Below are 25,003 nucleotides of genomic sequence, written 5' to 3'. Positions count from 1 at the left end.
AAGAAACATGTTTGAATTAAACAATAGAGTAGCGATCGTTACAGGCAGTGGTTCTAAAAAAGGGATTGGACGCACCATTGCGTTAACCCTTGCAAAACAAGGAGCAGCAGTAGTTGTGGCTGACCTTAATATGGAAGGAATTCATGATACCGTTAATGCGATTGAGGAAGCTGGCGGAAAAGCTTTAGGAGTCGAACTAAATGTCACCAGTAAAGAATCGAATGAGGCGATGGTAGAAAAGGTTCTCGAAGCCTTTGGCCAAATTGATATCCTTGTGAATAATGCTGGAATTTCACAAAAAGTAACCGTTGAGGATATGACATATGAGGACATCAATAGAGTATTTAATGTAAACATGTTTGGACTATTCCTATGCACCCAAGCCGTACTAAAAACGATGAAAGAGCAAAAGTATGGTCGAATCGTTAGTCTTTCCTCCGTATCCGCGAAACGAGGCGGCGGTGTATTTGGTGGACCGCATTATTCCGCTTCAAAGGCAGCCGTATTAGGATTCTCTAAGAATCTTGCTCGTGAAGTTGCCCTTGATGGAATCACTGTGAACTGTGTGGCACCAGGTCTTGTGAATACGGATATTTGGAAGTCCCTTCCTGAAGATCAAGCTAAGAAGGTAATCGACGGAATTCCAATGGGAAGACCAGGTGAGACGGAAGAAATTGCGGCGACGATTGCTTTCTTAGTTTCACAAGAAGCTTCCTACATTACAGGGGAAGAAATTGATATTAATGGTGGTTCACACATGGATTAATCCAATCCTTACTGTACAGGCATTCCAGTCAGGAATGCCTGTCTCATTATCACTTACATATGATGATGAACACAAAGTTGGAGAGGAGTGGTTGTTATTAAATTATTTAATCCAGTAGCTAGTAAGAAATTGTACATGCAAATTTATTATCAAATCCTTTCTGAAATCCAATCGGGTTCATTTAAAATAGGTGATAAATTGCCTGCTGAAAGAGAGTTGTGCGAACAATTTGGTGTAAGCCGTGTTCCCATTCGACAGGCCCTTAGTGCATTAGAATTGAACGGTATCATCTATTCTCGTCAGGGCGAAGGCATTTTTGTGAAACGGAACCAGCTTAAAAATAATCATTCTGAATCAGCTATTTTCTTTAAATCGATTTCCCCAGAAGATATTGTGGAAGCAAGAATGACTATTGAGCCTCTCATTATCAAATTTGCAGCTCAAAGAGCAACGGATGAAGACATAGAGGAACTTCGTTCGACCATCCAAGAGATGGAGCAAGAAACCATGGATGGCGTGTATGTACCCGAAACAGATCACAAATTGCATTTTGGCATTGCAAAGGCTTCCCATAATGACTTGTTTATTAACATTATGGCGGCTATTAGTCATGCCATGAAGCAACAAGAAATGTGGGAATTTCTTCGAGATCGAACGGTAACTCGACCCGATTATCGAGATATTAATTTTAAAGAACATCAACTTCTTATTAACGCAATTGAGAATCACAATGAAAAGGAAGCAGTTGATTTAATGACTAATCATATGAACAACTTATATGATCGGTATTGGAAGGAATGAAGTAAAAATACCCTATATCGTCTTGACAACCAGGACTGTCAAAGATATGCTTAAAACAAAAGTTATCTTAGCATACAAGTGGACAAATGTTCCGAATAGTTAGTAATGAGGATTATATAGTAATTTTTAAAAAAAGATACAGAGTACCAGCTTATATCTTTTTCGTTGATTCAAGTATAAATAAGGTATTTTATGAAAGCGTTTGATGTAAGGGGTTGCTGTATTCTTACTATTATTAATCTTGAATCTTCTTAAGATATCTTTTTTTTAAAACATATAAACTATAAATCTTTATGAAAGCTAGCTAGATAAAGAAAAAGCAACAACCTTAGGAGGAATTATTATGGATCAACTTGCAATTGAGCGTTCCACTACCAAGAAAGTGACGTTAAGATTAATTCCATTTCTATTTTTATGTTTTTCAATATCCGTACTTGATCGAGTGAATATTGGGTATGCTGCCCTGCAATTAAACAAAGATTTAGGTTTTTCGAATGCTATTTTTGGATTTGGAGCGGGAATTTTTTTCCTAGGATATTTCCTTTTGGAGGTACCAGGCAGCGCGATGATGGCAAAAATTGGTCCGCGAAAATGGATTAGTAGAATCATGGTGACATGGGGCATCCTGGCCTTTTTAGAAACTTTCGTCCATACCCCCATACAATTTTATACCGTACGATTTCTTTTAGGTGTTGCTGAGGCAAGTTTTTATCCATGTATGGTCTCTTATTTAAGCGGTTTCTATCAAACGAAACACCATGCAAAGGCGATTGCTGGATTTATGGTGGCCATACCAAGTACAAATGCAATCGGTTCTCTATTATGTACTTTCTTGCTAAACGTTAACTGGTTTGGTATGGAAGGATGGCAATGGTTGTTTATTTCTGAAGCCATTCCATCTGTCATCTTTGGTATTATCTGTTATTTCTATCTTGACGATCAAATTGAAAAAGTAAATTGGTTGAACAAAAAAGAGAAAAAATGGTTAATCGACGTGACAACCAAAGAGAAACTTGAAAAGCAGGAAGTGAAACACTACACTTTCCTGCAGGCTTTGAAAGATCGTGATGTTCTCATTTTAGCAGCTGGATACTTTTGCTGGATGGTTGGCTATTACGGGATTAACATGTTTTTACCAACCATTTCAAAAGGTTTAGCTGGAAAAATGCATCTTAGCACTCAAAGTATGGGTTTGATTTTATTTCCTATGTATATTATAGCCATGGTGACCATGATTCTAGTTGGCAACCATTCAGATAAAAAGAACGAGAGACGCTGGCATGCTGCGGTATGTTTAACCATAAGTGCGATTGCGATGATTGTAAGCAGCTATATTGCCAATGTAAGTATTATCTTATCATTTGTATTTCTAACCATTGCTCTATGTGGTGCATTTGGGGCATACGCTCCATTTTGGGCCATTCCACCTTCTTTCTTAACTGGAGCTGCAGCTGGAGGCGCCATTGCCCTTATCAATAGCATAGGAAATCTTGGTGGATTTTTTGGACCTTACATTGTGGGCTATATTAAAGATACAACTGGTTCCTTTAATATTAGTATGATTTTCTTAGGTGTGAGTATGATTTTAAGTTCTTGTATTATTGTTTTCTTGGTTAAACAGTCAGGAAAGGTCCAGAGTAGGAAAATGGAAATAGAACTGAAAAAAACGAGTTAAGAAAAACTATATGGATAAATCGTGTAAGAGGGTGTAGAGGTCATGAAAAAACTAGGGGTCCTAACAAGTGGTGGCGATGCGCCTGGAATGAATGCGGCTATAAGGGCAGTAGTAAAAGCAGCAAGCCATTATGATGTGGAAGTAATGGGGATACAGTGTGGATTCCAAGGTTTAATTGATGGTAAAGTGCATGAACTAACTTCCCAAGAGATAGAAGATATTGCGGATCGAGGCGGAACGATTTTAAAAACCTCAAGGTCCTTAGAATTCATGGAGGAAGCAGGACGGGAAAAAGCTATTAATATATTGAAAAATTTGGATATAGATTCCTTGATTGTCATTGGTGGGGAAGGATCTTTAAAAGGGGCCGAAAAATTACATGATCTAGGGATGAAAGTAGTCGGAATACCTGGAACCATTGATAATGATTTAGCTTATACAGATTATTCAATTGGATTTGATACCACTTTAAATACGGTATTGGAGTGTATCGGTAAAATTAAAGATACTGATTATTCGCATGATAAAACAACGATTGTCGAAGTGATGGGAAGATATTGCGGTGATGTAGCTTTATATTCTGCTTTAGCAGGCGGAGGGGAAATCGTATCTACTCCAGAAAAACCGTTAGATTTATATGCTATCTGTTCAAAATTACATCAAAGAATAAGTAGTGGAAAAAATGATAACCTCGTCATCGTTACCGAAAGAATGTATGATTTGCAGGACATGCAGGAATACATTGAAAAGAAATTAAACATTAGTGTAAGAACCACCTCATTAGGGTTCATCCAAAGAGGGGGAAATGCATCCGCATTTGATCGGGTATTAGCAAGCAGGATGGGCGTTCAGGCAGTCGAATTGCTGATGAATGGACATTCGGGATTAGCTGTTGGAATGAAGGAAAATAAAATGATTCATAAAGAACTAGGCTGCGTAAATTCGGAGAAAGCTGATAAGCAGGATAAATATAGATTACTAGAAAAGCTTTTAAGTTAGAAATGGATACCCTTTATTGTTGCTTTGATCAATAAGTTTTTATTACCAAAAATTTAGGGGGAAGCGAATATGGGTCAGAAACTAATTGAAAAACAAGACACGATTATTTGTCAGGTGTGTGAAGAAGTAATTGACACTGTTGAAAGTACAGAAGGCGTTAAAACGTGGTATGGAGTGTGTCAGAATTGTTCCAAGGACAAGAAAGAGGACTAGTGGGAGGTAAAATAAAATGAAAGTAGCGATTGCATCTGATCATGGTGGTATAAATATTCGTAATGAAATCATCTCATTGCTAGAAGAAATGAAAATAGAGTACGTAGATTTAGGGTGTGATTGTGACACCTCTGTTGATTATCCGGATTATGCGATTCCTGTTGCGGAAAAGGTAGCAAGTGGTGAAGTAGACCGAGGTATCTTAGTTTGTGGCACGGGGATTGGTATGAGTATTTCGGCAAACAAAGTAAAGGGAATACGCTGTGCACTGGTGCACGATACATTTAGTGCAAAGGCAACAAGAGAGCACAATAATTCCAATATCTTAGCGATGGGTGAGCGTGTCATCGGCCCAGGGCTAGCCCGCGATATCGCGGAAATATGGTTAACAACCCCCTTTGAAGGTGGCAGGCACGCAAACCGTGTCAATAAAATAAAAGAATATGAAGAAATAAACTCTTAGTCTCTCGCATAAGTCGGGCTGTTTTCGCAAAGAAAACAGCCCGTTTTTTTTTAGAGTGGAATCACGGGGACGGTTCTCCTGATTCCGAATCAGGAGAACCGTCCCCGTGATTCTTTCTTTTCACCAAGTTTTCACCAAACTCTATTATTATTCATTACATAAGAGAACGAGAGGAGATCAGAAAATGAATGGACATGGTTTTGGTGGAATGGGTCACCGCGGCGGATTTGAAGGCGGTCGCCATATGATGATGAATGGCGGTCATGGTTACCATGAGGGAGGATTCCCTTGGGTTTTACTTATTATTGGACTAGCTGTTCTCGTAATACTAGTTAGATGGTACAAAAAGAAATCACAAGCTTCTTCGATGCAACAGTTTATTGACACCTCACTAGCAGGTTCCCATATTCCAGTATCAAACCAAAATGCAAACATCTTAGATCAATGGGAAAAAAATATTTTAACCAAAAAAGGAGAATGAATAGAATGGGTATTTTTAAACGATTAAAAACAATTACAATGGCGGAAATTAACGGATTACTAGACGGACTTGAAGATCCGATTGCGATGTTAAATGAGTATTCTCGGGAATTTGAAAAAGAAATTACCAAAGGTCAGCAAGCTCTAGCTAGACAAATTTTTGTCGAGAAAAAGCAAGCCGCGCTTATTTCGCAAACCAAAGCGTTGGTGGACAAGCGTACGCGTCAAGCGAAACTAGCGATTGAACAAGGTGAGGAGGCTATTGCTAAACTAGCCGTACAAGAAAAGCTTAACCAAGAAAAAACGTTACAACTTTATGTGGATCAACTAGAATCACTTAAGGGGCAAACGCAAATCCTCGTTGAAAAAATAGACCAGCTCAAGGAAACCTATAATCAATTACAGCAAAAGAAAATCTTGTTAGCGTCTCGGGCGAATGTGGCCCAGTCGATGAAGCAAATTCAGAAAATAACTGTTTCGTTCAATACCGATGATGTTGCGAGAGGCGTCGCTCGTGCGGAGGAAAAGATTCTATTAATGGAAGCAGAAGTACAGGCAGGCAATCAGTTTGCAGCACCGCTCGCACAAATTGATACTGCATATGATCGCTATGTAAGTGATGAAGAGCTGACTAAGGAACTTGAAAAGCTAAAAAGTGAATTGTAATTGAAGGGAGAGGAGCACCAAACAATAGCTTGGTGCTTCTCTTTCTATCTGACGTAGAGAGGAGGAGTTCATTTGAGCACAACCACGTTGATTCTGATTTACGATTTCAACAGGCATTCATCACCTTATTTTAATGAGGTGATGAATGCCTGTTTTTTGTATCCTTCTTGAATCTTAATAATTGATATTTTCTATAATTATCCATATAATTAATTATATAGAACATTAGTTCGGTGGTGGCGGCGAAATGACAAAGGAGAAAAAATTATGTTATATAGTGGAACTCGATTTGCCTATAGAAACATTTCAACTACATATATTAGAAACAAGATTTGAAATTGCACGGCATATCTACAATGCTTGCAAGGGGAAAATGCTGGAGAATATTTCTCATATGAGAGGCGATGAGGAGTATCAATTTTGGATGAGGGAAGAAAAATCCGAAGAACGGTCATCTGCACTTAGGAAAATCAGAGATAAATTTGATGTTTCTCAAAAAGGGGCTGAACGAATTGTCAAAGAAATGGGCAAACATTTTAAACAAAAGAAGCCAAAGAATCCAAAACATAAACAAAAGGTTCATTTAGATTCTCATGTCGTACAGAAAATTGCCCTTCAAGTTTGGAAATCTATTTCTGACTATCTTTTCAATAAAGGTAAAAAGGTTCATTTTAAAAAATATGGAAAATTCGATTCGGTTGAAGGAAAGAATAATAGGGCGGGATTAACTTACGAAAACGGAATTTTGCATTGGAATGGTTTAAAAATGAATGTGCATATCCCATTGAAGGATACATACATCCAAAAGGCATTACACGACGAAATTGCCTATTGCCGTTTAGTTCGTAAGACGATTAAAGGAAAAACCAAATATTATTTGCAATTAATTCTAAAAGGTATCCCTCCACAAAAGCAAGAACCTTTTGATGGCGAAGTCGGTATAGATATTGGCATCTCAACCGTAGCTGCTGTCTCTAATAAAGAAGTGATAATTGAGGAGTTTTGTGAAAGTTTAGATATGTTGGAGAAAGAAAAACGACTTATTCTGAGAAAAATGGATAGGTCCAGAAGAGCGACCAATCCAAATAAGTACCATGAAAACGGGACTATAAAAAAAGGAAACAGAGATAAATGGTTGCGTTCCAAGCGTTATTGGAAACTATTTATTAACCTAAAAGAAATCTGCCGTAAGATCGCCGCTGTTCGGAAAATCATGCACAATAAACTAGCTAATACGATCCTTAAGATGGGTAACAAGGTATTTTGCGAAAAGATGAATTACAAGGGACTTCAGAAAACGAATTTCGGTAAGAGGATTGGATATAAAGCTCCGAGTATGTTTTTAAGAATCGTTCATACAAAACTATCTTATCAAGGAAAGGAGATTGAATATATCAATACCTGGACGGTAAAAGCTAGTCAATATTGCCATGTCTTAGATGATTACCAAAAGAAGAAGTTATCTCAACGATTTCATGTCCTCCCAGACGGGACAAAAATACAGCGAGATTGTTATTCTGCCTGGTTAATTAAAAACGTAAATAATATGAAAAATAAAGTAAACCGAGAGAAGTGTTTAACCGATTATTTTTCGTTTTTTGAAAACTATAAAAAAACCGAAGAGACTCTTCGGTCATTAAATAAAAAGTTTATATCAAGTATCGGGTTTTAATATTGTATCATACAAACCTTTGCCGTGTTGAATCCTACGGAAGAACAGGAACTCTACGACGTGAGTTTTAGGTAATTCTTGTTTGGCAGGTTAAAGCCGGATGTGAATACTAAACGGCGACTGGAAATCGTCTGGTTTCCGCCATGTCTAAGACTGTAATTCTTTTGCGTGGAAGAGCTGTTCGTTCGCGAATGTTGCATGGAAAACTCATGAGTCTGAACGACAAGAACCATCTTCTTGTTTAGTAAGGAAAGGGAAAAGTACATGCATTCTTCATTTAAAGAAGGTCTAATTTTTTAGAACCACCCTATTTCAATGGGGTGAGGGTTCAGTTGGTAGCAGCGTTTCTGGGCAGCAGGGTTCCCGTTGTGAGAGTCTATTTAGCGCACGTCCACAACTTGGTCCATCTTGTGATTAGTCTTAGCTTAGAGGGTGCTAGGAAAAATAAAATCCTTCTGTATAGCGATGGATCTGGGCGGCAACAGTAAATCTGACATCATCGTTTAAAAAAGCGCTCATCTCGTATGCCGGCTATACGGGTGCATCTCTGGCCGCGATTGGGCTGTTTTATTTAGTCACTCGAGGATACTATCATTTAACTATTTATTTATTTATTTATTTATTTTTAGGGCTTTGTGTGCTTGCCTTGGTGTTGTGGATCCGTAACACTTATGGGGTGATTTGGGGGATTTCGCTTGTTGTTCTGCTAGCCTTGCCGGTTTATTTTCGAACTGACATGGTTCTCGTTCATCTAAGTATATTGCTAGCTTCGGTTCTGTTTTCTCAGTCGATTGTGGGGGCGATTCAGGTGTGCAGACAATCATTAATGACTAGAGGCAATCCAGGCAGAAAGGCGGCATTGGTTCAAACAAAGTTTGTTCCAGCGGTTGTTTTGGGAATGGTCCTGTTTGGCCAGACTCTTTATGTAGGGTATTACTTTGTTCGGAATTTTTTAGGCTTTCCATTTTAGGTTTTTTGAAAAAGTCCTCCGCTTAGGGAAAGGACTTTTTGTTTGCAGTAAATTCTATGTTATCTTTCCTAACATTTAACTAGAATTTGATGGAATATTCAGATATTATTTACACATAAAATCCTAGGAATAAATCTCTCAGGTAAAAGAACCATAACAGGACGTAACTCTAGAGAGCGCATATTCCTATATATGCCACGCCACCAAAGGGGATCTGCTTTTGACAGGAAATGCATTTATAACGGGCTCGCTTTATATTATTCAAGCGATTCTATGGATCATACTTTTTCTACAAAATAAACGGAAGCATACAGTCAGCCTCAGTCATATTATTTTGCTCGCCTTTGGAATTGGTATATTAATTCATGCCCTTTATCGAGTACTGAATAGTTGGTGGTCTTAGGTTATGGTAATTGGATTTGCGGTAAGAAACACGGGGACGGTTCTCTGCTTCGGAAGCATAAGAACCGTCCCTTTGATTTTGTGGAATCAAGAGAGCCGTCCCCATGATTCCTTGAAATATTTACCTTGACTTAGGAGATAATAAGGCAGAGGTGAGCATTTTGAATTCGTTCGTGAAGAATTTAGATCTATATTCGCAAGGAAGTTGGCTGCCAATTCTGCTCTCATTGGTATTGCTTTTGTATGCTCTTTTTATGCCTAAAAAAGGAATCGGTTGGAGAGAATTTTATGTTACGTTTGGTATTGTTGGATATATTGCTTGGATTTCTGATTCTGTTTTAGGTAAGATGTTAGATTTAGTGGATTTTGGGAATCCGAAGATCACTGGATTAGGCGAGTTTTTAAGTTACAGTCTTATACCATCCTCTTTTTCCGTCATTTATTTAAATTACTTAACCCGTACAAATAAATGGAAGCTAGCGATCCTATTTACGATGATTTCTACCTTGGTTGAATTGGGCATGCGGAGTGTCGGATATATGAAACCTCATGGCTGGAGTTTCTATATTTCGATTCCTTTGTATGTGGTCGTATTTAGGTTTATACTTCCATTACATAGGAAATGGATTAGTTGTAAAGCTGATTAAAGCTGTGGTGGGATGGTTTTTGTTAGGAGCGGTGTGGATTTTTGTGTCCGTGTTGATGAGAGGATGGGCGTCAGCGGTCAAAAAAATTTCATATTTTGCCCATGGACGAAAGTAAAGAGTAAAAATGGTCACAAAAAGGAATTCATTTTGGTTCAAAACCCCCGAAGAGGCACCGTCCGCCAACGTACGGGGGATAAGAGAGGTTCAAAACCCCCGAAGGATCGCCGTTCGCCAACATACGGGGGATAAGAAAGGTTCAAAACCCCCGAAGGAGGCCGGCTGCCAACGTAAGGGGGATAAGAGAGGCTCAAAACCCCCGAAGAAGCACCGTCCGCGAACGTACAGGCGATAATAAAGGTTCAAAAACCAGAAGACCGCCGCCCGCTAGTCCTACAGGAGATAGTCAGTCATCCATCAAGGGTTCAGACTAATTGGCCCCTAACCCAACCACCTCAATAAACCTCCGCATCCCATTCGAAATCTGTTCCTCATTCGCAAACGAATAACTTAATCGCAGCCACGAAGAGGGTTCCTGTAAAGGATCACAAATCTGCCCTGGAACAAAAGAAATCGAGTGCTCGAGGCTCGTGGCTAACAACTCCTCTGTTGAAAGCCCGCCTGGCAGCTGCACCCACAAATTTAGTCCCCCATTCGGGCTGGTCCAATGCCAATCAGTGACGGCCATCGCTTCCTCCATCACCTCTTTACGTATTTGCAAAGCAATACGCAATTTCTCCACATGCTTCTGCAGCCTGGAGGAAGAAAAATAGTGAAGAAAAATTTTTTGATTTAGAAGAGGCGAACCATTATCCGCCAGCGCTTTTACGGCAAACAGCGACTTCCTCACAGCTGACTGTCCATTCATCATCACAGCAATCCTTAAGCCCGGCGATATATATTTGCAAAAGCTTTTGATATAAATCACCATGCCGGATGTATCATAGGTATACATGGGCAGGGGCGGCTCCTTGTCAAAATAGATGTCGCTGTAGGCGTCATCTTCGATTAAAAGACAGCGATACTGCTCGGCTAACTGGACCAGCTGCTTCCGCTGGGAAGAGGGAACCGTGTAGCCGGTTGGATTATGAAAAGTTGGATTCAGATAAAACAATCGTGGTTTGTGTTTTTTCATGATCGTTTCAAGCTGCTCTAAATCATATCCGTCCGGATGGATGTCGACCGTCATAATATTGGCCCCGATGGCTCGAAAGATATCAATCGCTGAACTATAACTGGGCCGCTCTAATAAAATCGTATCTCTTTTTTTCACAAAGGCCTGGGCAATCAGGTGAATGGCCTGTTGGGAACCTGTCGTAATAAAAAGATCGTCTGGAGTGGTCACCATTTTATACTGACGGTTAAAATAGTGGGAAAGCGATTGACGCAGCTCTTCGTCACCTTGAACGGTTGAATAGGTAGAGAGTACTTTCGGATAGAGGTCAAAAACTTTCTTCACATAATCTGAAATATAACGGTTTGGCAAAAGGTTGGGATCAATTAATGCCTGGGAAAATTGATAGGCAGCCGGTATTCGATGGATTTCTGATAGATGGTTTTTCTGCACATAGCCCGAGACGATGGGGGTATCCTGATTTACCTTTTCACCCGATTGCACGTAATAACCGGATTTATCTTTGACATAGATTTTATTTTCCTGTTTCAGCAGCTGATAGGCCTTTAATACGGTTAAGCGATGAACATTCATATCAACAGCTAAATTTCGAATCGACGGGAGCTTTTCATCTTTTTTCCATTCCCCCCGCTCGATGCGGTGTAGACAAAAGTCATAGACTTGTTTAAACAAATAATCGCCATTCATGGTCTTTCCTCCCATCCCCTTTGATTTTAGCATGTTTTGGCGTCAACTGGTCTAAGGTTGTTCATCTGTTCTATTCGCCTTCCTCTATAATGGAGCGAAAAGGAGGAATAGACAATGGTTTTGTTTGGTTACTTGTTTATGTGTTTGATTTTTAGTACGACTTTTCTTGCGATTAAAATTGGGATTGATGCGGGTGTACCGCCTTTTTTCTCCGCGGGCCTTCGCTTTTTTATTGCTGGTTTGATTCTATTTGCGGTTATGGTTTTAAAAAGAAAGACTCCTGTCGGTTTGTTTTTTCGGAAGGAGATGCTCTTGACAGGGATTGGATTGACGTTCGGTACGTTTGCGACCCTTTATTGGGCAGAACAATTTGTTCCATCCGGAACAGCTGCGGTACTGTCGGCGACTGGACCGATGATGATTTTACTGATTCAAACATTTATTTTAAAAATTAAAGCTCATTCCAGCTCGTTTATCGGCTGCCTTGTCGGAATCATGGGGGTTTTTCTTCTGATTTTGCCGAGTTTTACTTTTCATATGAATGCTTTTATGCTGGCGGGCTGTCTGTTGATTATTGTGGGTGAGGTGTTTTATGCATCAGGAACGATTTACTCGAAACGGGTGATGGACCAATTTAGCAAGGTTTCTCCGATTGCTTTGAATGCAGTGCAAATGATGCATGGCGGGGTCCTGTTAATGCTTTTATCGCTTGGTACGGAGTCTATTCATTGGGGTGCATTAGTGAGTCCAGCCGCGGTCGGATCGTATGTTTATTTGATTGTGTTTGGTTCCATGGGCGGACACACTCTCTATTACTGGCTGGTTTCAAAGACAAACCCTGTTTTTCCTTCTACCTGGCTGTTTGTATCGCCGATTCTCGCGATGCTGCTTGGGGCAGTTTTTTATCATGAGACGGTTACCTGGGTGTCAGGGGTAGGGGCATTGATCATTATTCTTGGCACAATCATCATTTCGCTGCCTAATTTGCGATCAAATCTTGGGTCAAACGTCCGTTTGGCGAAGAGTTTAAGAAGTAAACAATCTAAAATTATGTAAGATGAATCCCTGGTCTTTTGTCCGGGGATTTATACTATGGATTTAAACGTCTTTAATTTTACTCCACAGCCACATTTAGTACTATGCTTCAGATTTTTTATTTGAACTCCACACTTTTGACACACCGTTTTAGTTGCAGTCATCACTTCAAGACCTCCTTCATTTTTGGAAGATAAATAAATAATAACAGCTATTAGTAAAAAAACAATCCTTCTTTATAATCATTATAAATAGAATCATGGGGACGGTTCTCATGATTCCGAATCAAAAGAACCGTCCCCATGATTCCAAACCGTTACGTTGACTGTACGGTTTGGACGTGTTAAGGTTAATATAATTAGAAAGGGGTGAGTAAGTTGGGAAGTTGTATCGGATTGGTGAAATAGCCGGTTTAATGAATGTATCGAAGAGAACGATTGATTATTACACCCAAATAGGCTTACTGACCCCGGCCAGAACAGAATCTAATTATCGGATGTATGGAGAAGATTCGGTTAAGATTTTGGAGCTGGTGGAACATTATAAAACTCTTAATATGCCGCTTGAGGAAATAAAATCTTACATTAAAATGCTTCATTCTGAAAATATAATAGATAAAGAGAAAGTAGAACAGCATTGTGATCAGATTGCGGTTCTTATGGAACATTTGAAAGAGGAAATAAAGTTTATGGAGCCTATTCTTCGGGAATTAAACAAAGAGGAAAAAGAAATGCTCGTCAATAAACTTTCCTTACAGGGAGTTACGTTGGCGCAAACCTTGTTATTACTATTTGGCTAAACCTTAAATTATTTCTAAAAAACCAGGAGGTGGATTCCTTACTTTTCCATAGAGTAAGGAGACTATTGACCATTATAAATTTGTTAATAATAGCAATCCTTATTGGGCTTACCGCATTTTTCGTAGCTTATGAATTTGCTATTGTTAAGATTCGTAGTTCCCGTATTGACCAGCTCGTTGAGGAAGGGAACAAAAAGGCCATTGCAGCCAAAAAAATTGTTTCCAACCTTGATGAGTATCTTTCTGCCTGTCAGCTAGGAATCACAGTTACGGCGTTAGGTTTAGGATGGTTGGGAGAACCAACGGTAGAGCATATCCTTCACCCATTATTTGTTAGCTTAAACTTACCTGAGACCGTTTCAGGTATCGCATCCTTAATTATTGCGTTTGCATCTGTTACATTCATACACGTTGTAGTGGGGGAACTTGCCCCCAAAACGTTTGCGATCCAAAAAGCGGAGAATGTCACATTGCTGTTCGCTCGCCCAATGATCGTATTCTATAGATTGATGTATCCTTTTATTAAAGGATTAAATGGTTCTGCTCGATTAGTTGTAGGACTATTTGGATTGAAACCTGCTTCAGAACACGAGGCGGCGCATTCGGAAGAAGAACTCCAATTAATTATTAATGAAAGTTATAAGAGTGGCGAGATCAATCAATCGGAGTTTAAATATGTAAACAATATTTTTGAATTTGATGAGCGAATTGCAAAGGAAATTATGGTGCCTCGTACGGAGATTATTGCTTTTGATAAATCCCAAACGTTAGCCGAATGCCTCGAAATCTTCAAAAATGAAAATTATACAAGATACCCCGTTATTGATGGTGAAAAAGATCATATCGTAGGTATGGTGAATATGAAAGAAGTTTTAACGGATTACATTATCCATAAAAATTTAGAAACGCCAATTGAAAATTATGTACGCCCTGTCATCCAGGTGATTGAATCGATTGCCATCCACGATTTGCTGCTTAGAATGCAGAAAGACCGCGTTCATATGGCGATTCTCATGGATGAGTATGGCGGAACGGCTGGATTAGTAACCGTTGAGGATATTCTTGAGGAAATTGTAGGGGAAATTCGCGATGAATTTGATGCGGATGAAGTCCCTGAAATTAATCAGATTAGTGAAAATAAAACGATCGTCGATGGAAAAGTCCTGATCGAAGAAATAAACGATCTATTTGGTTTGAATTTGGATGATACGGATATCGATACGATCGGCGGCTGGGTATTGTCACAAAATATGGATGTAGCTGAAGGTGAAAAAATTCACCATGGTAACCATGAGTTTAAAGTGCTTGAAGTCGATGGCTACCATATCAAATCATTAGAAATTGTTCATCCCTCCTAAAGAGGGATGCACGGGGACGGTTCTCTGCTTCGGAAGCATGAGAACCGTCCCTTTGATTTTTCTGTGAATTTTGGAATCACGAGAACCGTCCCCATGATTATGGTTTTAATATGACCTTGATACAGTCTTCTGTTCTAGTGTCGAATACTTCATACCCGTGTTTTGCTTGGTCGAGTGGGAGGACGTGGGTGACGATGTCGCTTGGGTCGATTTTTTCTGTTGAGAATAGGTCATAAAGAAATGGCATGTATGGAATAACAGGTGCTTGTCCCATTTTGAGGTCGATATTTCGTTGGAATAAATCACCGAGAGGGAAAGCGTTATAGCGTCCGCCGTATACGCCTGTTACTTGAATGGTCCCGCCTTTTCGGACGGCTTGACTGGCAATGACCAACGCACCCATTGCGCCGCCATGAAGTTTAAGCCCACTTGCAAGAAACTCCATCGGTGTCCACTTGCCATCCATACCGACGGCATCAATGACGATATCCGCTCCGCCTTTTGTGATTTCTTTTAGGTATTCCCCCGTGTTTTCATGCTGTTCAAAATTGACGATCTCGACGTTATTCGTACGTTTGGCATGCTGCAAACGGTAGTCAATATAGTCAACGGCAATAACCCGCTTGGCCCCTCTATACCAAGCAAATTTTTGAGCGAGCAAGCCAACTGGACCACAGCCTAAAATAACAACCGTATCTCCATCCTTTACACCCGCATGGTCCACAGACCAATAGGCTGTTGAGGCCGCATCCGCCAGCAATACCAGCTTCTCATCTTCCACTTCACAATTCTCAGGGATTTTAAAAGGAGTGAAGTTCCCGTAAGGAACCCTCATATATTCCGCTTGCCCGCCAGCATAACCGCCGGTAAGCTCGGAATAGCCAAAAAATCCGCCCATGTCACCATGAGGATTGGAATTATCACATTGGCTGGTCAAGTCATGCTGACAATACCAGCAAGAGCCGCAGCTGACATTAAAAGGGATAATGACACGATCGCCTTTTTTCAAGTCTCTAACACCCGGTCCAACTTCCTCGACAATCCCCATTGGTTCGTGACCAATAACAAAGTCTGTAGGCGTACTGGGAATCATGCCATGAATTAAATGCAAGTCAGACCCACAGATGGCAGATGAAGTAACCTTAATAATAATATCATCCGAGTTTTTAATCGTCGGATCTTTCACTTCTCTCACTTCAACATTTTTAATCCCTTGGTAGGTTACAGCTTTCATCTAGGTTTATCCCTCCTTTTATTGATTTGGTGTGGCAAACATGCCGCCTCTGTCTGTATCATTAGGGAACAGCGTCATTTGTGCAATCTGGACAGCTGTCTCAGCCCCTTTTAAATCAATTGGGAACTGGTCTTTAAAATTATAAGGATGAAGCCATTTATTCTTCATCATTAGTTCGGAAAGCTCACCATGTAAATCAATCGCTGCTTCCAATTGTTTAGCTAATACCCGTCTTAATTCAGGGTTGGTCGTTTCGGTAATGGCAAAGCCATAATTCCGAATTCCGGTTTTAACTGAAAGTAAAAAATCCATGGCAAAAGTAGAATCGGCTAAATTTGGCATGCCTTCAGCATTTCTTGGGTCAAGATAATCTTGCATTTTTTCACCTCCGGCTTAATGAAGTATTTGGCTTTGTTTATAAAATGGGAGTAGTTCGTTGATATCCTGAATCGATTGCTTCACATCTTTTTCCATGAGCTGTTTTAATTCATTATTGAAGCAAATTCCCTGCATTAATTTGGACCTGAGCAAACAAACGGTCTTAAAATTGATAATTTCATGTGTTTCTAAGGTTTCATGTAGAGCTAATTTTTCCTGATCCATTTAAAACCCTCCATTTCGTGACAAAAGTATTTTCCCCAACAAATAATTTTTAAATGTGCTTTTTCGCTTAGAAAATTGAATATTGAACCACATCTATTGAAAAAATAAGATGGCAGAAAAATTGAATCGATGGAGTGGACACCATGGTACAATATTTAGGATTACATGAGACTCTTGATCTTCATGAATTAATTACCTTTAAAAGTCTCTGCTTGACGAAAGCAGCAACAATGGGTGCGTTCGTGCAGGATGAAGAATTGAAAACGATACTGGAAAATGACGTCACGGTTGGACAGCAGCATCTTCAACAATTACAGCAATTTTTAACGAATCGGGAGGCGCAAGCATGAACCAATTCATTCAAAATATGATGGGGATGGGGGGAATGACCGATCAGGTGATTGCCACCGACTTTTTAATCGCCGCCAAGGCCGGGGTTAGAAACTATACGGTTGCGATTACAGAAGCGGCTACTCCCGAATTACGAGAAGCATTACGAGAACAATTGCGACATGCCATTCAAACACATGAAAATATTACTAACTACATGATTGCAAAGGGCTTTTACCATCCACATGAATTAAGCGAGCAGCTGCAAGTGGACGTAACGGCAGCCAACACAGCGACCAACCTTGCTGAAAAATCAACTAGCTAATCATAGGCTTCATCTTACAGAAACTCCCTTCCAAAAACGGGGAGTTTTTATATTATTAAGAAAAATAAAATTTTTGTATTGAATCGTAACTAGTTTTTAGGTAAACTTTTAAACTATATATTAAATAGAAAGAGTTTATTTAAAATGAAAAAATTATTACTCATATTTGCATCCCTCGTCATCTTTAGTTCTTTAGGTCATCAAGCAAAGGGTGGATATAAAGACCCTCGTAGAGCTCGAGCTCGTTCTTTTTATGATTTCATGCAAGAATAAACCGTTTTATGCGTTTTATCACAATCGAAAGTTACACCCTGTTCCATTCATGTAACATATTCCATCCCGCGGAATTAAAAACTAGAAACCATCCATTTATTTACTGGCTACCTAAATAGAATTAAACTATCTATATAGTGTTTTGCTTTTTTAAAATTAATAGATATTTATTTTAGTAGGTGTGATGATGCAGAAAATTATTTTCATGGATGTAGATGGAACGCTTGTTAATGATCATGGTGAAATTCCAGAGTCAGCGAAACTTGCCGTAAGAAAGGCTAGGGAAAATGGACATCTTGTTTATCTATCTACAGGACGTTCCAAATCAGAACTATTCTCTCATGTCTTAGAAGTTGGATTTGACGGGATCATCGGTGCAGCCGGGGGATATATTGAGGTAGGAGAAGACGTATTATTTCATGAACGAATGAAACAAGAGGATATCGAGCTGATTGTAGAGTATTTTAACAGAAATGAAATTGACTTCTTCTTAGAGGCAAATAGCGGTATATATGCCAGTCAAAACTGTAAAAAACACTTCAGGTCTATTATTGAAAAAATACTATCCGAAAATCCTGAAGCTAAAGCAGCCATTGAAAAAGGGATCCAGCATTTTCATGATTGTCTCATTGAGGGAGAAGATTTGCTTAGTAGGGAAGATATTAATAAAGTTTCTTTCTTAGGATCCCATTTATCCATCGAGACGATTAGTCAAGAATTTGCCTCAAGGTTTACGATCATTCCTAGCACGGTGCCTATGTTTGGACAGAATAGTGGTGAATTATCGATCCTTGGTATCCACAAGGCGACAGCAATTGAAAGAGTGATTAATCATTTAAACATTAGGAAAGAAGATACTTTTGCCTATGGAGATGGACTAAACGATATCGAAATGCTTGGATTTGTTCGTCAGGGTATTGCGATGGGAAATGCCAAAGAAGCCGTTAAGAAGGCGGCAGATGATATTACAGATACAGTTGAAGAGGACGGTATCTATAATAGTTTTAAAAAATATGGTTTGATTTAAATGGGTTTAGGAGTTGTTCTTCCTTTTTATAGAGGTTAAGAATGACTCCTTTTTCGTACCTGAAAGAAAAGGAGTGAAAGGGATTCTTTTTGTTTTTCATTCATCATTTTTTTGATTGCAGTAACCATCCATTTATTTACTATCTAGATAAATACAATTAAACTATCTATATAGGGTTTTGATTTTTTTAAAAATGTCCGATCATCAATAGATAAGTAGGTGTGATTATGCAGAAGATTATTTTCATGGATGTCGATGGAACGCTCGTTAATGATCATGGTGTGATTCCAGAGTCAGCTAAACTTGCCGTGCAAAAGGCCAGGGAAAATGGACACCTTGTTTATCTATGTACAGGGCGATCAAAAGCCGAACTATTTTCTCATATCGTAGAGGTTGGCTTTGATGGGAGTATTTGTGCAGCTGGAGGTTACATTGAGGTAGACGAAGAGATCATATTACATGAACGGGTGAAAAAAGAGGACATCCAACATCTTGTCGAGTTTTTTAACAAACACAAGATTGACTTTTTTTTGGAGACCCATGGCGGCAATATTGCAAGCAGAAACTGTAAAACTCGGTTACGGACTATTATCAACCATTTAATAATGGAAAACGCTGAAGCAAAAGCTGCGATTAAAAAAGGGATCGAACCCTTTATTGATGTACTAATTGAAGAAAAAGATTTGATTAGAGAGGATATTAATAAAATTTCTTTCTTAGGATCAGATTTACCAATCGAGATGATTAGCAAAGAACTTGCTTCAAAATTCACTGTCATTCCAAGCACGGTATCTATGTTTGGACCGAATAGTGGAGAATTATCGATTCCGGGAGTTAATAAAGCAACAGGTATCGAATTTTTGCTATCCCATTTAAATATAAAAAAGGAACATACCTTTGGGTACGGTGATGGCTACAACGATATTGAAATGCTTGAATTTGTACAACATGGTATTGCGATGGGAAATGCCAAGGAAGCCGTTAAGAAGGCGGCCAATGATATTACGGATACCCATGATGAGCATGGAATCTATAATAGTTTTAAAAAATATGGTCTGATATAAGCAAAGCAAAGAACCCTCCTTCACCAAATGTAAAGGAGGGTTCTTTTTTTAAGATAAGAATTTATAAATTTTAACTTCGAGAATTGTCCAGCTTCAGGCGCCATCGGCTCGAGGTCACAAGCCAATCCATCCAAAAGGTTAAAGAACAACCTTTCGGCCGGCTCGTCTTGTGCTTGTCGCCGAAAGCTAAGCGCCTTTCGCTTTTCTTAATTCATAGCGACTTTTTTAGCGCTCGTCGGCCAAAAATAGCCAATAATCACTCCCACTACTGCTGGTAAAATCCAGCCAAGCCCAATATCGTAGAGTGGTAAATACTCAATATAAGCAGCTTTGATGGATTCAAACAAAGAATTCGTTACCCCTGGCAAGCTTGCTGCTAGGGTACTGTATCCATCGAAGAAACTAACACAAAAGGTCAGAAACATAGACGTTGCATACACACTTTGTTTATGTTTAAACAATGACGAAGATAGCGCCAATAATATGAGAACAATCGCTAATGGGTACAGTAACATTAAGACCGGTACGGCGTATTGAATAATATTGGTTAAACCGAAGTTAGCAATGATAAAAGATAATAGACATAGGATTAAGACAAACATTTTGTAACTTACTTTTGGAAAAATACTATTGAAAAATTCACTACAAGAGGTAATCAGTCCGATGCTTGTTTTTAAACATGCTAGTACAATAATAATCGCGAGCAATATGACACCAAATTGTCCGAAATAATGCTGTGCGACCTTCGCGAAGATCAAGCCGCCATTATCGAATGTCCCAATCGCGGATACGCTTGACGCCCCCATATAGGTGATGAGACCGTAAATCAGCATCATCAGCGCCATCGCAAAAATGCCAGATTTCCATGTAGCTTTGGCAATCTCTTTTGTGCTGGTAATTCCTCTTCCCTTAATCGCGTTGATGACGACAATCCCAAAGGCAAGTGACGCAAGGGCATCCATGGTGTTATATCCCTCTTTAAACCCTGTGATAAAGGCTAATCCAGTATAATCACCTGTCGGCTTACTGAAGTGTCCCATCGGCTTAACAATGGCAGTCACGATTAAAATAAATAGAAATACTAGAAAAGCAGGAGTTAAATACTTGCCGATATAATCGATAATTTTCGCTGGATTTAATGAGAAATAGTAGACAATCGCGAAAAATAGGAAGCTGAAAATAGCGAGATAAAGACTTGCGTGTGCTGGATTCATATAGGGCTCAAAACCCACAACAAATGGTACGGTTGCTGTACGCGGAATCGCGAAGAACGGGCCAATCGTTAAGTAAAGTGCCATGGAGAAGACGACTCCAAATAGCGGGTGGACGCGGCTGGCTAAATCGCGCAGTCCATTACTGCCGGATAGACCGAATGCTAATATCCCTAGAAAGGGAAGACCTATCGCTGTTACTAAAAAGCCAATTAACGCGGGCCAAAAGTGTGTTCCAGCAAGCTGTCCCATCTGGATCGGGAAGATTAAGTTACCTGCGCCAAAGAACATGCCGAATAGCATCGTACCAATGACGGCGTAGGTTGAAAATGGTATTTTTTGTTGCATTACATGTGCTCCTTCTTGAAGAATTTGATTCATTTTAACAGATATTAAATTTTATTTAAATAATATATCATAATATTATTGAAATAATAATATTATAAATTTTTCTAATAATAAGAATGGTTAGCACCACCGAAACGTTTATGACTGGAAGCAAGGGGACGGTTCTTATGCTTCCAAAGCACGAGAACCGTCCCCTTGCAAATTTTTTTAAAAATATATTGAAACGTTTCCAAATGAATGATAAGATAAATTCATAAATCAATTGAAACGTTTCCACGGAGGAAGAAGGACGTTGAAATTGCCAAAAAACGGAGGTAGTTGTAGTGCCAAGCATTAAAGATGTTGCAAGTTTAGCTGGGGTTGGAGTTGGCACTGTTTCAAGAGTCATAAACAATCATGCAAACGTTACACCCGAGAGCATCAAGAAAGTGAATGATGCAATCAAACAACTAAACTATATACCAAACGAAGTGGCAAGAAATTTTAAAATGCAAAAATCGAAAATGGTTGCCCTTTTGCTCCCTAGTATATGGCATCCGTTCTTCTCAGAAATGGCTTTTTACATCGAGGATCAACTTGACCAGCAAGGTTATAAACTCATGCTTTGCAATAGCGGCGGCAGGCCTGATAAGGAAGTCTATTATCTTGACATGTTCTATCAAAACAAAGTGGCAGGGATCATCGGGCTTACTTACAATGACATCGAGGAAAATGTGAATACCGACATTCCATTTATAAGCATAGACCGCCATATTGGAAACGAAATTACATGTGTGACCTCGGACAACTATGAAGGAGGAAGAATGGCTGCAAGGGAACTTATAAAGACCGGAGTAAAAAAAGCCGCATACCTTGGAATCACTAGTTCTGCTTACAGTGAAGTCCTTCTGAGGAAAAATGGATTTGAAGACGAGGTAAAACTTCATGGTATTGAATATGTTTCATATGAAGAAAGAGACGATCTTTACAACGATGATGATTTTTTTGAACGTTTCTTTCAACAGCATGGCGACGTAGATGGGATATTTGCTAATACAGATATACTTGCTGCTAAGTACATTAAAAAAGCAAAAGAAAAAGGTTTAACCGTTCCTAAAGACGTCAAAGTCATTGGCTATGATGGCATACAAGACAATGATTTGTTTCATCCACTCCTTTCCACCATTAGGCAGCCGGTTGAAGAAATGGCAAGAATGTCTGTCAACCTCTTATTAAGTAAAATTGAGGGTAAGGAGTTAGAGAAAGATATTTATCGAATTCCCGTTCACTATCGAAAAGGGGAAACAACCTAACTTCTTTTTTTAGTTATCTTTGGAAACGTTTCAACAGGATTTCTGGGGATTCATAAAATACAAAATTATTTTGAGCAGAAGAGATTGAACGAATCCCCAATGCCTATTAAATAGAAGGATATATTTTTTTCTTATATTTGGAAACGTTTCAACGACTAGAATTGAGTACATTTCTATGCTATTCGTGCTGATTGTACATAGCCTGCTCGAACGAGTTGTATTTATTTTTAAGGCTCTGTTATAGGATATTGTTGGTTTTTATACTCCTGTTGATTGGAGCGGAAGGCGCTCGACTCCTCGAAAATGCTATCGCATTTTCTTCGTGCGTGGGCGGATTCGAGGAAGAATTTCAATGTCCTGCGGGAGTACGGGGCAGGGGAGCCCCACAGCCGCTTCAGCGCCGAGGAGGCTTCCCGGCACGCCCGCGGGTTTGCTGAGCGCCTGGAGCGGAAATCAACAATCAAATTTAACAGAACCATTTTTAAAAAAGTTGAGGGAGATATTATGAAATTAACCTTAAAAGCTTCCACTAATTCTTTAAAAGCATCGGCCATTCCAAAGGAGAATGTAAACAGGAAAAGCAGGATCAAAAGGATCGTTGAAAACTATGAGCTTTATCTCTTTTTATTACCTGCCATCATCTACTTTATTGTCTTTCAATATGTACCTATGTACGGAGTTCTAATCGCCTTTAAAGATTTCACCCCGTCACTAGGAATTTTAGGAAGCCCATGGGTAGGATTTGAAAATTTCGAACGATTCTTTCACTCGTATCAGTTTTGGGATTTAATCAAGAACTCACTAGGATTAAGTATTTTTCAATTGATTATCGGATTTCCGATGCCCATTATTATTGCTCTCTTGTTAAACCAGATGATTCATGAAAAGTATAAGCGATTTGTACAAACCGTCATTTACGCTCCGCATTTTATTTCCATCGTGGTTCTGGCAGGAATGATGTTTGTCTTCTTTTCAGACAAAGGACTTATTAATAGCGTGGTGACACTTTTCGGAGGAAAGGCCATTATGTTTATGTCAGAACCGAGTTGGTTTAAGCCACTTTATATCGGTTCAGGCGTTTGGCAGGAAACAGGCTGGGCCTGTATCGTCTATCTTGCAGCACTAGCAGGGGTCAGCCCGGAAATTCATGAAGCGGCAACAATGGATGGCGCAAATAAATGGCAGCGAATTCTACATGTTGATATACCGGCCATCATGCCAACAGCTATTATTCTACTAATCTTGTCCGTTGGGAATTTAATGAATATTGGATTTGAAAAGGCTTACCTTATGCAGACGCCTCTCAACCAACCGGCTGCGGAAATTATTCCAACTTACGTCTATAAAGTCGGATTGCAGCAGGCTGAGTACAGTTTTGGAGCTGCTGTGGGATTATTTAACAGCGTAATTAACTTGATCTTGCTCTTTATTGTTAACAAAACAGCTAAAAAACTCTCTGGCTCAGGGTTATGGTGAGGAGGAACCAAAATGGCACAAACAGCGAAAAACATCAAATCGAAAGAAGATAAAATATTTGATGTCGTTAATACCGTCTTTTTAACATTGATTTGCTTGGCGGTATTGTATCCTTTATATTTCGTCATTATTGCTTCAATCAGCAATCCGAATATGGTTTATAACGGGGAAGTTTGGTTGTTCCCGAAGGAAATCACTTTTGAAGGTTACAAACGAATCTTTAGTGACCCGAAAATTTGGCTTGGGTATAAAAACACGGTCATCTATACCGTTGTAGGAACCGTCGTACAGGTTTCACTAACCCTGATGGCAGCTTATGCGCTCTCACGCAAGGATTTTTATGGAAAAAGTTTTTTTATGATGGTCATTCTTTTTACCATGTTCTTTAATGGGGGACTCATTCCAACTTATTTAGTGGTCAAAGATTTAGGCATGCTTAATACGATATGGGCCATGATTCTTCCTAAAGCCGTCGCTGTTTGGAATTTGATTGTAGCGAGGAGCTTCTTTGAAGAAAATATTCCAAATGAACTTCTTGAAGCAGGAAAGATTGATGGATGCTCTAACACCAAGTTTTTCTTAAAAGTGGTGCTGCCACTATCCAAACCAATTATTGCTGTAATGGTTTTGTTTTACGCTGTTGGACAATGGAACTCGTACTTTGACGCCCTTATTTACTTAAACGATGAGAGTCTTTATCCACTGCAATTGATATTGCGAAATATCCTGACTCAAAATCAGCTAAGCGTCAAAATGCTGAGTGACCTTGACAATCTTGCCGCGCAGCAGCAAGTGGGAGAGATTATTAAATACGGAATTATTATTGTAGGAGCCCTGCCTTTGTTAATTGTTTATCCATTTGTTCAAAGGCATTTTGTAAAAGGTGTTTTAATTGGCGGAGTAAAAGGATGATCTTTTAGACTCTTAAAACCATTTCGCCATTAGATAAAAATGCTGTGTTAAACATGGATGTTGATTTCTGCTCCAATCGACATCGTTCCAAAAATCAACATTACCTTTAACACAGCCTATAAAAAAATAATCATAAAGGGAGA

The 25,003-nt window shown here is 39.3% G+C and carries 27 protein-coding genes; 22 read left to right on the top strand and 5 right to left on the bottom strand.

What is annotated here, in order from left to right:
- The first annotated feature begins 7 nt into the window (after positions 1-7).
- The 12 genes from JOC76_RS19065 to JOC76_RS19010 all read left to right on the top strand — a co-directional run bounded on the left by JOC76_RS19065 (position 8) and on the right by JOC76_RS19010 (position 9,754).
- Positions 8-766, top strand: a complete 759-nt coding sequence (locus JOC76_RS19065; RefSeq protein WP_205180248.1) for an SDR family NAD(P)-dependent oxidoreductase — start codon at positions 8-10, stop codon at positions 764-766.
- A 135-nt stretch (positions 767-901) separates the two neighbouring features.
- Complete coding sequence (locus tag JOC76_RS19060) at positions 902-1,567, top strand: FadR/GntR family transcriptional regulator (protein ID WP_205180420.1); 666 nt, start codon at positions 902-904, stop codon at positions 1,565-1,567.
- 343 nt (positions 1,568-1,910) lie between these two features.
- Positions 1,911-3,242, top strand: a complete 1,332-nt coding sequence (locus JOC76_RS19055; protein ID WP_205180246.1) for an MFS transporter — start codon at positions 1,911-1,913, stop codon at positions 3,240-3,242.
- A 42-nt stretch (positions 3,243-3,284) separates the two neighbouring features.
- Positions 3,285-4,241, top strand: a complete 957-nt coding sequence (gene pfkA, locus JOC76_RS19050) for a 6-phosphofructokinase (RefSeq protein WP_205180244.1) — start codon at positions 3,285-3,287, stop codon at positions 4,239-4,241.
- Between the two features lie 69 nt (positions 4,242-4,310).
- On the top strand, positions 4,311-4,454 hold the full coding sequence (locus tag JOC76_RS19045) for a GapA-binding peptide SR1P (RefSeq protein WP_205180236.1): 144 nt from the start codon (positions 4,311-4,313) through the stop codon (positions 4,452-4,454).
- A 16-nt stretch (positions 4,455-4,470) separates the two neighbouring features.
- Positions 4,471-4,917 (top strand): ribose 5-phosphate isomerase B, encoded by a 447-nt coding sequence (rpiB, locus tag JOC76_RS19040; RefSeq protein ID WP_205180229.1) that lies wholly within the window; start codon positions 4,471-4,473, stop codon positions 4,915-4,917.
- Between the two features lie 184 nt (positions 4,918-5,101).
- The gene (locus JOC76_RS19035) at positions 5,102-5,398 is read left to right on the top strand and encodes a hypothetical protein (protein WP_205180228.1); all 297 of its coding nucleotides are present in this window, start codon (positions 5,102-5,104) and stop codon (positions 5,396-5,398) included.
- 5 nt (positions 5,399-5,403) lie between these two features.
- Positions 5,404-6,063: a PspA/IM30 family protein gene (locus tag JOC76_RS19030; RefSeq protein ID WP_205180227.1), complete on the top strand. Its 660-nt coding sequence runs from the start codon at positions 5,404-5,406 to the stop codon at positions 6,061-6,063.
- Positions 6,064-6,310: 247 nt separating this feature from the next.
- Positions 6,311-7,735 (top strand): transposase, encoded by a 1,425-nt coding sequence (locus JOC76_RS19025; protein ID WP_205180226.1) that lies wholly within the window; start codon positions 6,311-6,313, stop codon positions 7,733-7,735.
- A gap of 469 nt (positions 7,736-8,204) precedes the next feature.
- Positions 8,205-8,705, top strand: a complete 501-nt coding sequence (locus tag JOC76_RS19020; protein ID WP_205180418.1) for a M50 family metallopeptidase — start codon at positions 8,205-8,207, stop codon at positions 8,703-8,705.
- 220 nt (positions 8,706-8,925) lie between these two features.
- Positions 8,926-9,108: a hypothetical protein gene (locus tag JOC76_RS19015; RefSeq protein ID WP_205180225.1), complete on the top strand. Its 183-nt coding sequence runs from the start codon at positions 8,926-8,928 to the stop codon at positions 9,106-9,108.
- Positions 9,109-9,280: 172 nt separating this feature from the next.
- Positions 9,281-9,754, top strand: coding sequence for a hypothetical protein (locus tag JOC76_RS19010; RefSeq protein WP_307784742.1), 474 nt, complete (start codon positions 9,281-9,283; stop codon positions 9,752-9,754).
- A 427-nt stretch (positions 9,755-10,181) separates the two neighbouring features.
- Here JOC76_RS19010 and JOC76_RS19005 read toward each other — a convergent pair whose 3' ends face one another.
- A complete protein-coding gene (locus tag JOC76_RS19005) occupies positions 10,182-11,606 on the bottom strand; it encodes an aminotransferase-like domain-containing protein (protein ID WP_205180224.1) in 1,425 nt (474 codons plus the stop codon).
- An 81-nt stretch (positions 11,607-11,687) separates the two neighbouring features.
- On the opposite strand from JOC76_RS19005, the gene JOC76_RS19000 reads away from it, so the two are divergent.
- The 3 genes from JOC76_RS19000 (at position 11,688) to JOC76_RS18990 (ending at position 14,765) form a co-directional block, all read left to right on the top strand.
- On the top strand, positions 11,688-12,629 hold the full coding sequence (locus JOC76_RS19000) for a DMT family transporter (RefSeq protein WP_205180223.1): 942 nt from the start codon (positions 11,688-11,690) through the stop codon (positions 12,627-12,629).
- Between the two features lie 364 nt (positions 12,630-12,993).
- Positions 12,994-13,407: a MerR family transcriptional regulator gene (locus tag JOC76_RS18995; protein ID WP_205180222.1), complete on the top strand. Its 414-nt coding sequence runs from the start codon at positions 12,994-12,996 to the stop codon at positions 13,405-13,407.
- 65 nt (positions 13,408-13,472) lie between these two features.
- A complete protein-coding gene (locus JOC76_RS18990) occupies positions 13,473-14,765 on the top strand; it encodes a hemolysin family protein (protein WP_205180221.1) in 1,293 nt (430 codons plus the stop codon).
- 97 nt (positions 14,766-14,862) lie between these two features.
- On the opposite strand, the gene JOC76_RS18985 is transcribed toward JOC76_RS18990, so the two are convergent.
- Genes JOC76_RS18985 through JOC76_RS18975 form a run of 3 tightly spaced genes read right to left on the bottom strand, consistent with a single transcriptional unit; the run spans position 14,863 to position 16,602 of the window.
- Positions 14,863-15,999, bottom strand: coding sequence for a zinc-dependent alcohol dehydrogenase (locus JOC76_RS18985; RefSeq protein ID WP_205180220.1), 1,137 nt, complete (start codon positions 15,997-15,999; stop codon positions 14,863-14,865).
- 18 nt (positions 16,000-16,017) lie between these two features.
- On the bottom strand, positions 16,018-16,377 hold the full coding sequence (locus tag JOC76_RS18980; protein WP_205180218.1) for a spore coat protein: 360 nt from the start codon (positions 16,375-16,377) through the stop codon (positions 16,018-16,020).
- Between the two features lie 15 nt (positions 16,378-16,392).
- On the bottom strand, positions 16,393-16,602 hold the full coding sequence (locus JOC76_RS18975; RefSeq protein ID WP_205180216.1) for a spore coat protein: 210 nt from the start codon (positions 16,600-16,602) through the stop codon (positions 16,393-16,395).
- Between the two features lie 143 nt (positions 16,603-16,745).
- Between JOC76_RS18975 and JOC76_RS18970 the strand changes: the two genes are divergently transcribed.
- From JOC76_RS18970 to JOC76_RS18955, 4 genes are all read left to right on the top strand, one after another.
- Positions 16,746-16,952 carry a hypothetical protein gene (locus JOC76_RS18970; protein WP_205180214.1) on the top strand — a complete coding sequence of 69 codons (207 nt, stop codon included), beginning with the start codon at positions 16,746-16,748 and terminating at the stop codon, positions 16,950-16,952.
- Positions 16,949-17,257, top strand: coding sequence for a spore coat protein (locus JOC76_RS18965; RefSeq protein WP_205180212.1), 309 nt, complete (start codon positions 16,949-16,951; stop codon positions 17,255-17,257). The genes JOC76_RS18970 and JOC76_RS18965 overlap by 4 nt, the downstream gene beginning before the upstream one ends.
- 460 nt (positions 17,258-17,717) lie before the next feature.
- Positions 17,718-18,557 (top strand): Cof-type HAD-IIB family hydrolase, encoded by an 840-nt coding sequence (locus JOC76_RS18960; protein WP_239557820.1) that lies wholly within the window; start codon positions 17,718-17,720, stop codon positions 18,555-18,557.
- 227 nt (positions 18,558-18,784) lie between these two features.
- Positions 18,785-19,621, top strand: a complete 837-nt coding sequence (locus JOC76_RS18955; protein ID WP_239557819.1) for a Cof-type HAD-IIB family hydrolase — start codon at positions 18,785-18,787, stop codon at positions 19,619-19,621.
- A gap of 206 nt (positions 19,622-19,827) precedes the next feature.
- Here the strand turns inward: JOC76_RS18955 and brnQ are convergent, their stop codons facing one another.
- On the bottom strand, positions 19,828-21,180 hold the full coding sequence (gene brnQ, locus JOC76_RS18950; protein ID WP_205180209.1) for a branched-chain amino acid transport system II carrier protein: 1,353 nt from the start codon (positions 21,178-21,180) through the stop codon (positions 19,828-19,830).
- Positions 21,181-21,503: 323 nt separating this feature from the next.
- Between brnQ and JOC76_RS18945 the strand changes: the two genes are divergently transcribed.
- The 3 genes from JOC76_RS18945 to JOC76_RS18935 all read left to right on the top strand — a co-directional run bounded on the left by JOC76_RS18945 (position 21,504) and on the right by JOC76_RS18935 (position 24,860).
- Positions 21,504-22,472: a LacI family DNA-binding transcriptional regulator gene (locus JOC76_RS18945; protein WP_205180207.1), complete on the top strand. Its 969-nt coding sequence runs from the start codon at positions 21,504-21,506 to the stop codon at positions 22,470-22,472.
- A 504-nt stretch (positions 22,473-22,976) separates the two neighbouring features.
- Positions 22,977-23,948, top strand: a complete 972-nt coding sequence (locus JOC76_RS18940; RefSeq protein WP_205180205.1) for an ABC transporter permease — start codon at positions 22,977-22,979, stop codon at positions 23,946-23,948.
- A 12-nt stretch (positions 23,949-23,960) separates the two neighbouring features.
- Complete coding sequence (locus JOC76_RS18935; protein WP_205180203.1) at positions 23,961-24,860, top strand: carbohydrate ABC transporter permease; 900 nt, start codon at positions 23,961-23,963, stop codon at positions 24,858-24,860.
- Positions 24,861-25,003 lie beyond the last annotated feature (143 nt).

This window comes from Neobacillus cucumis, assembly GCF_016908975.1.
GTDB lineage: Bacteria > Bacillota > Bacilli > Bacillales > Cytobacillaceae > Neobacillus > Neobacillus cucumis.
This window is presented reverse-complemented; position numbering and strand designations above follow the sequence as displayed.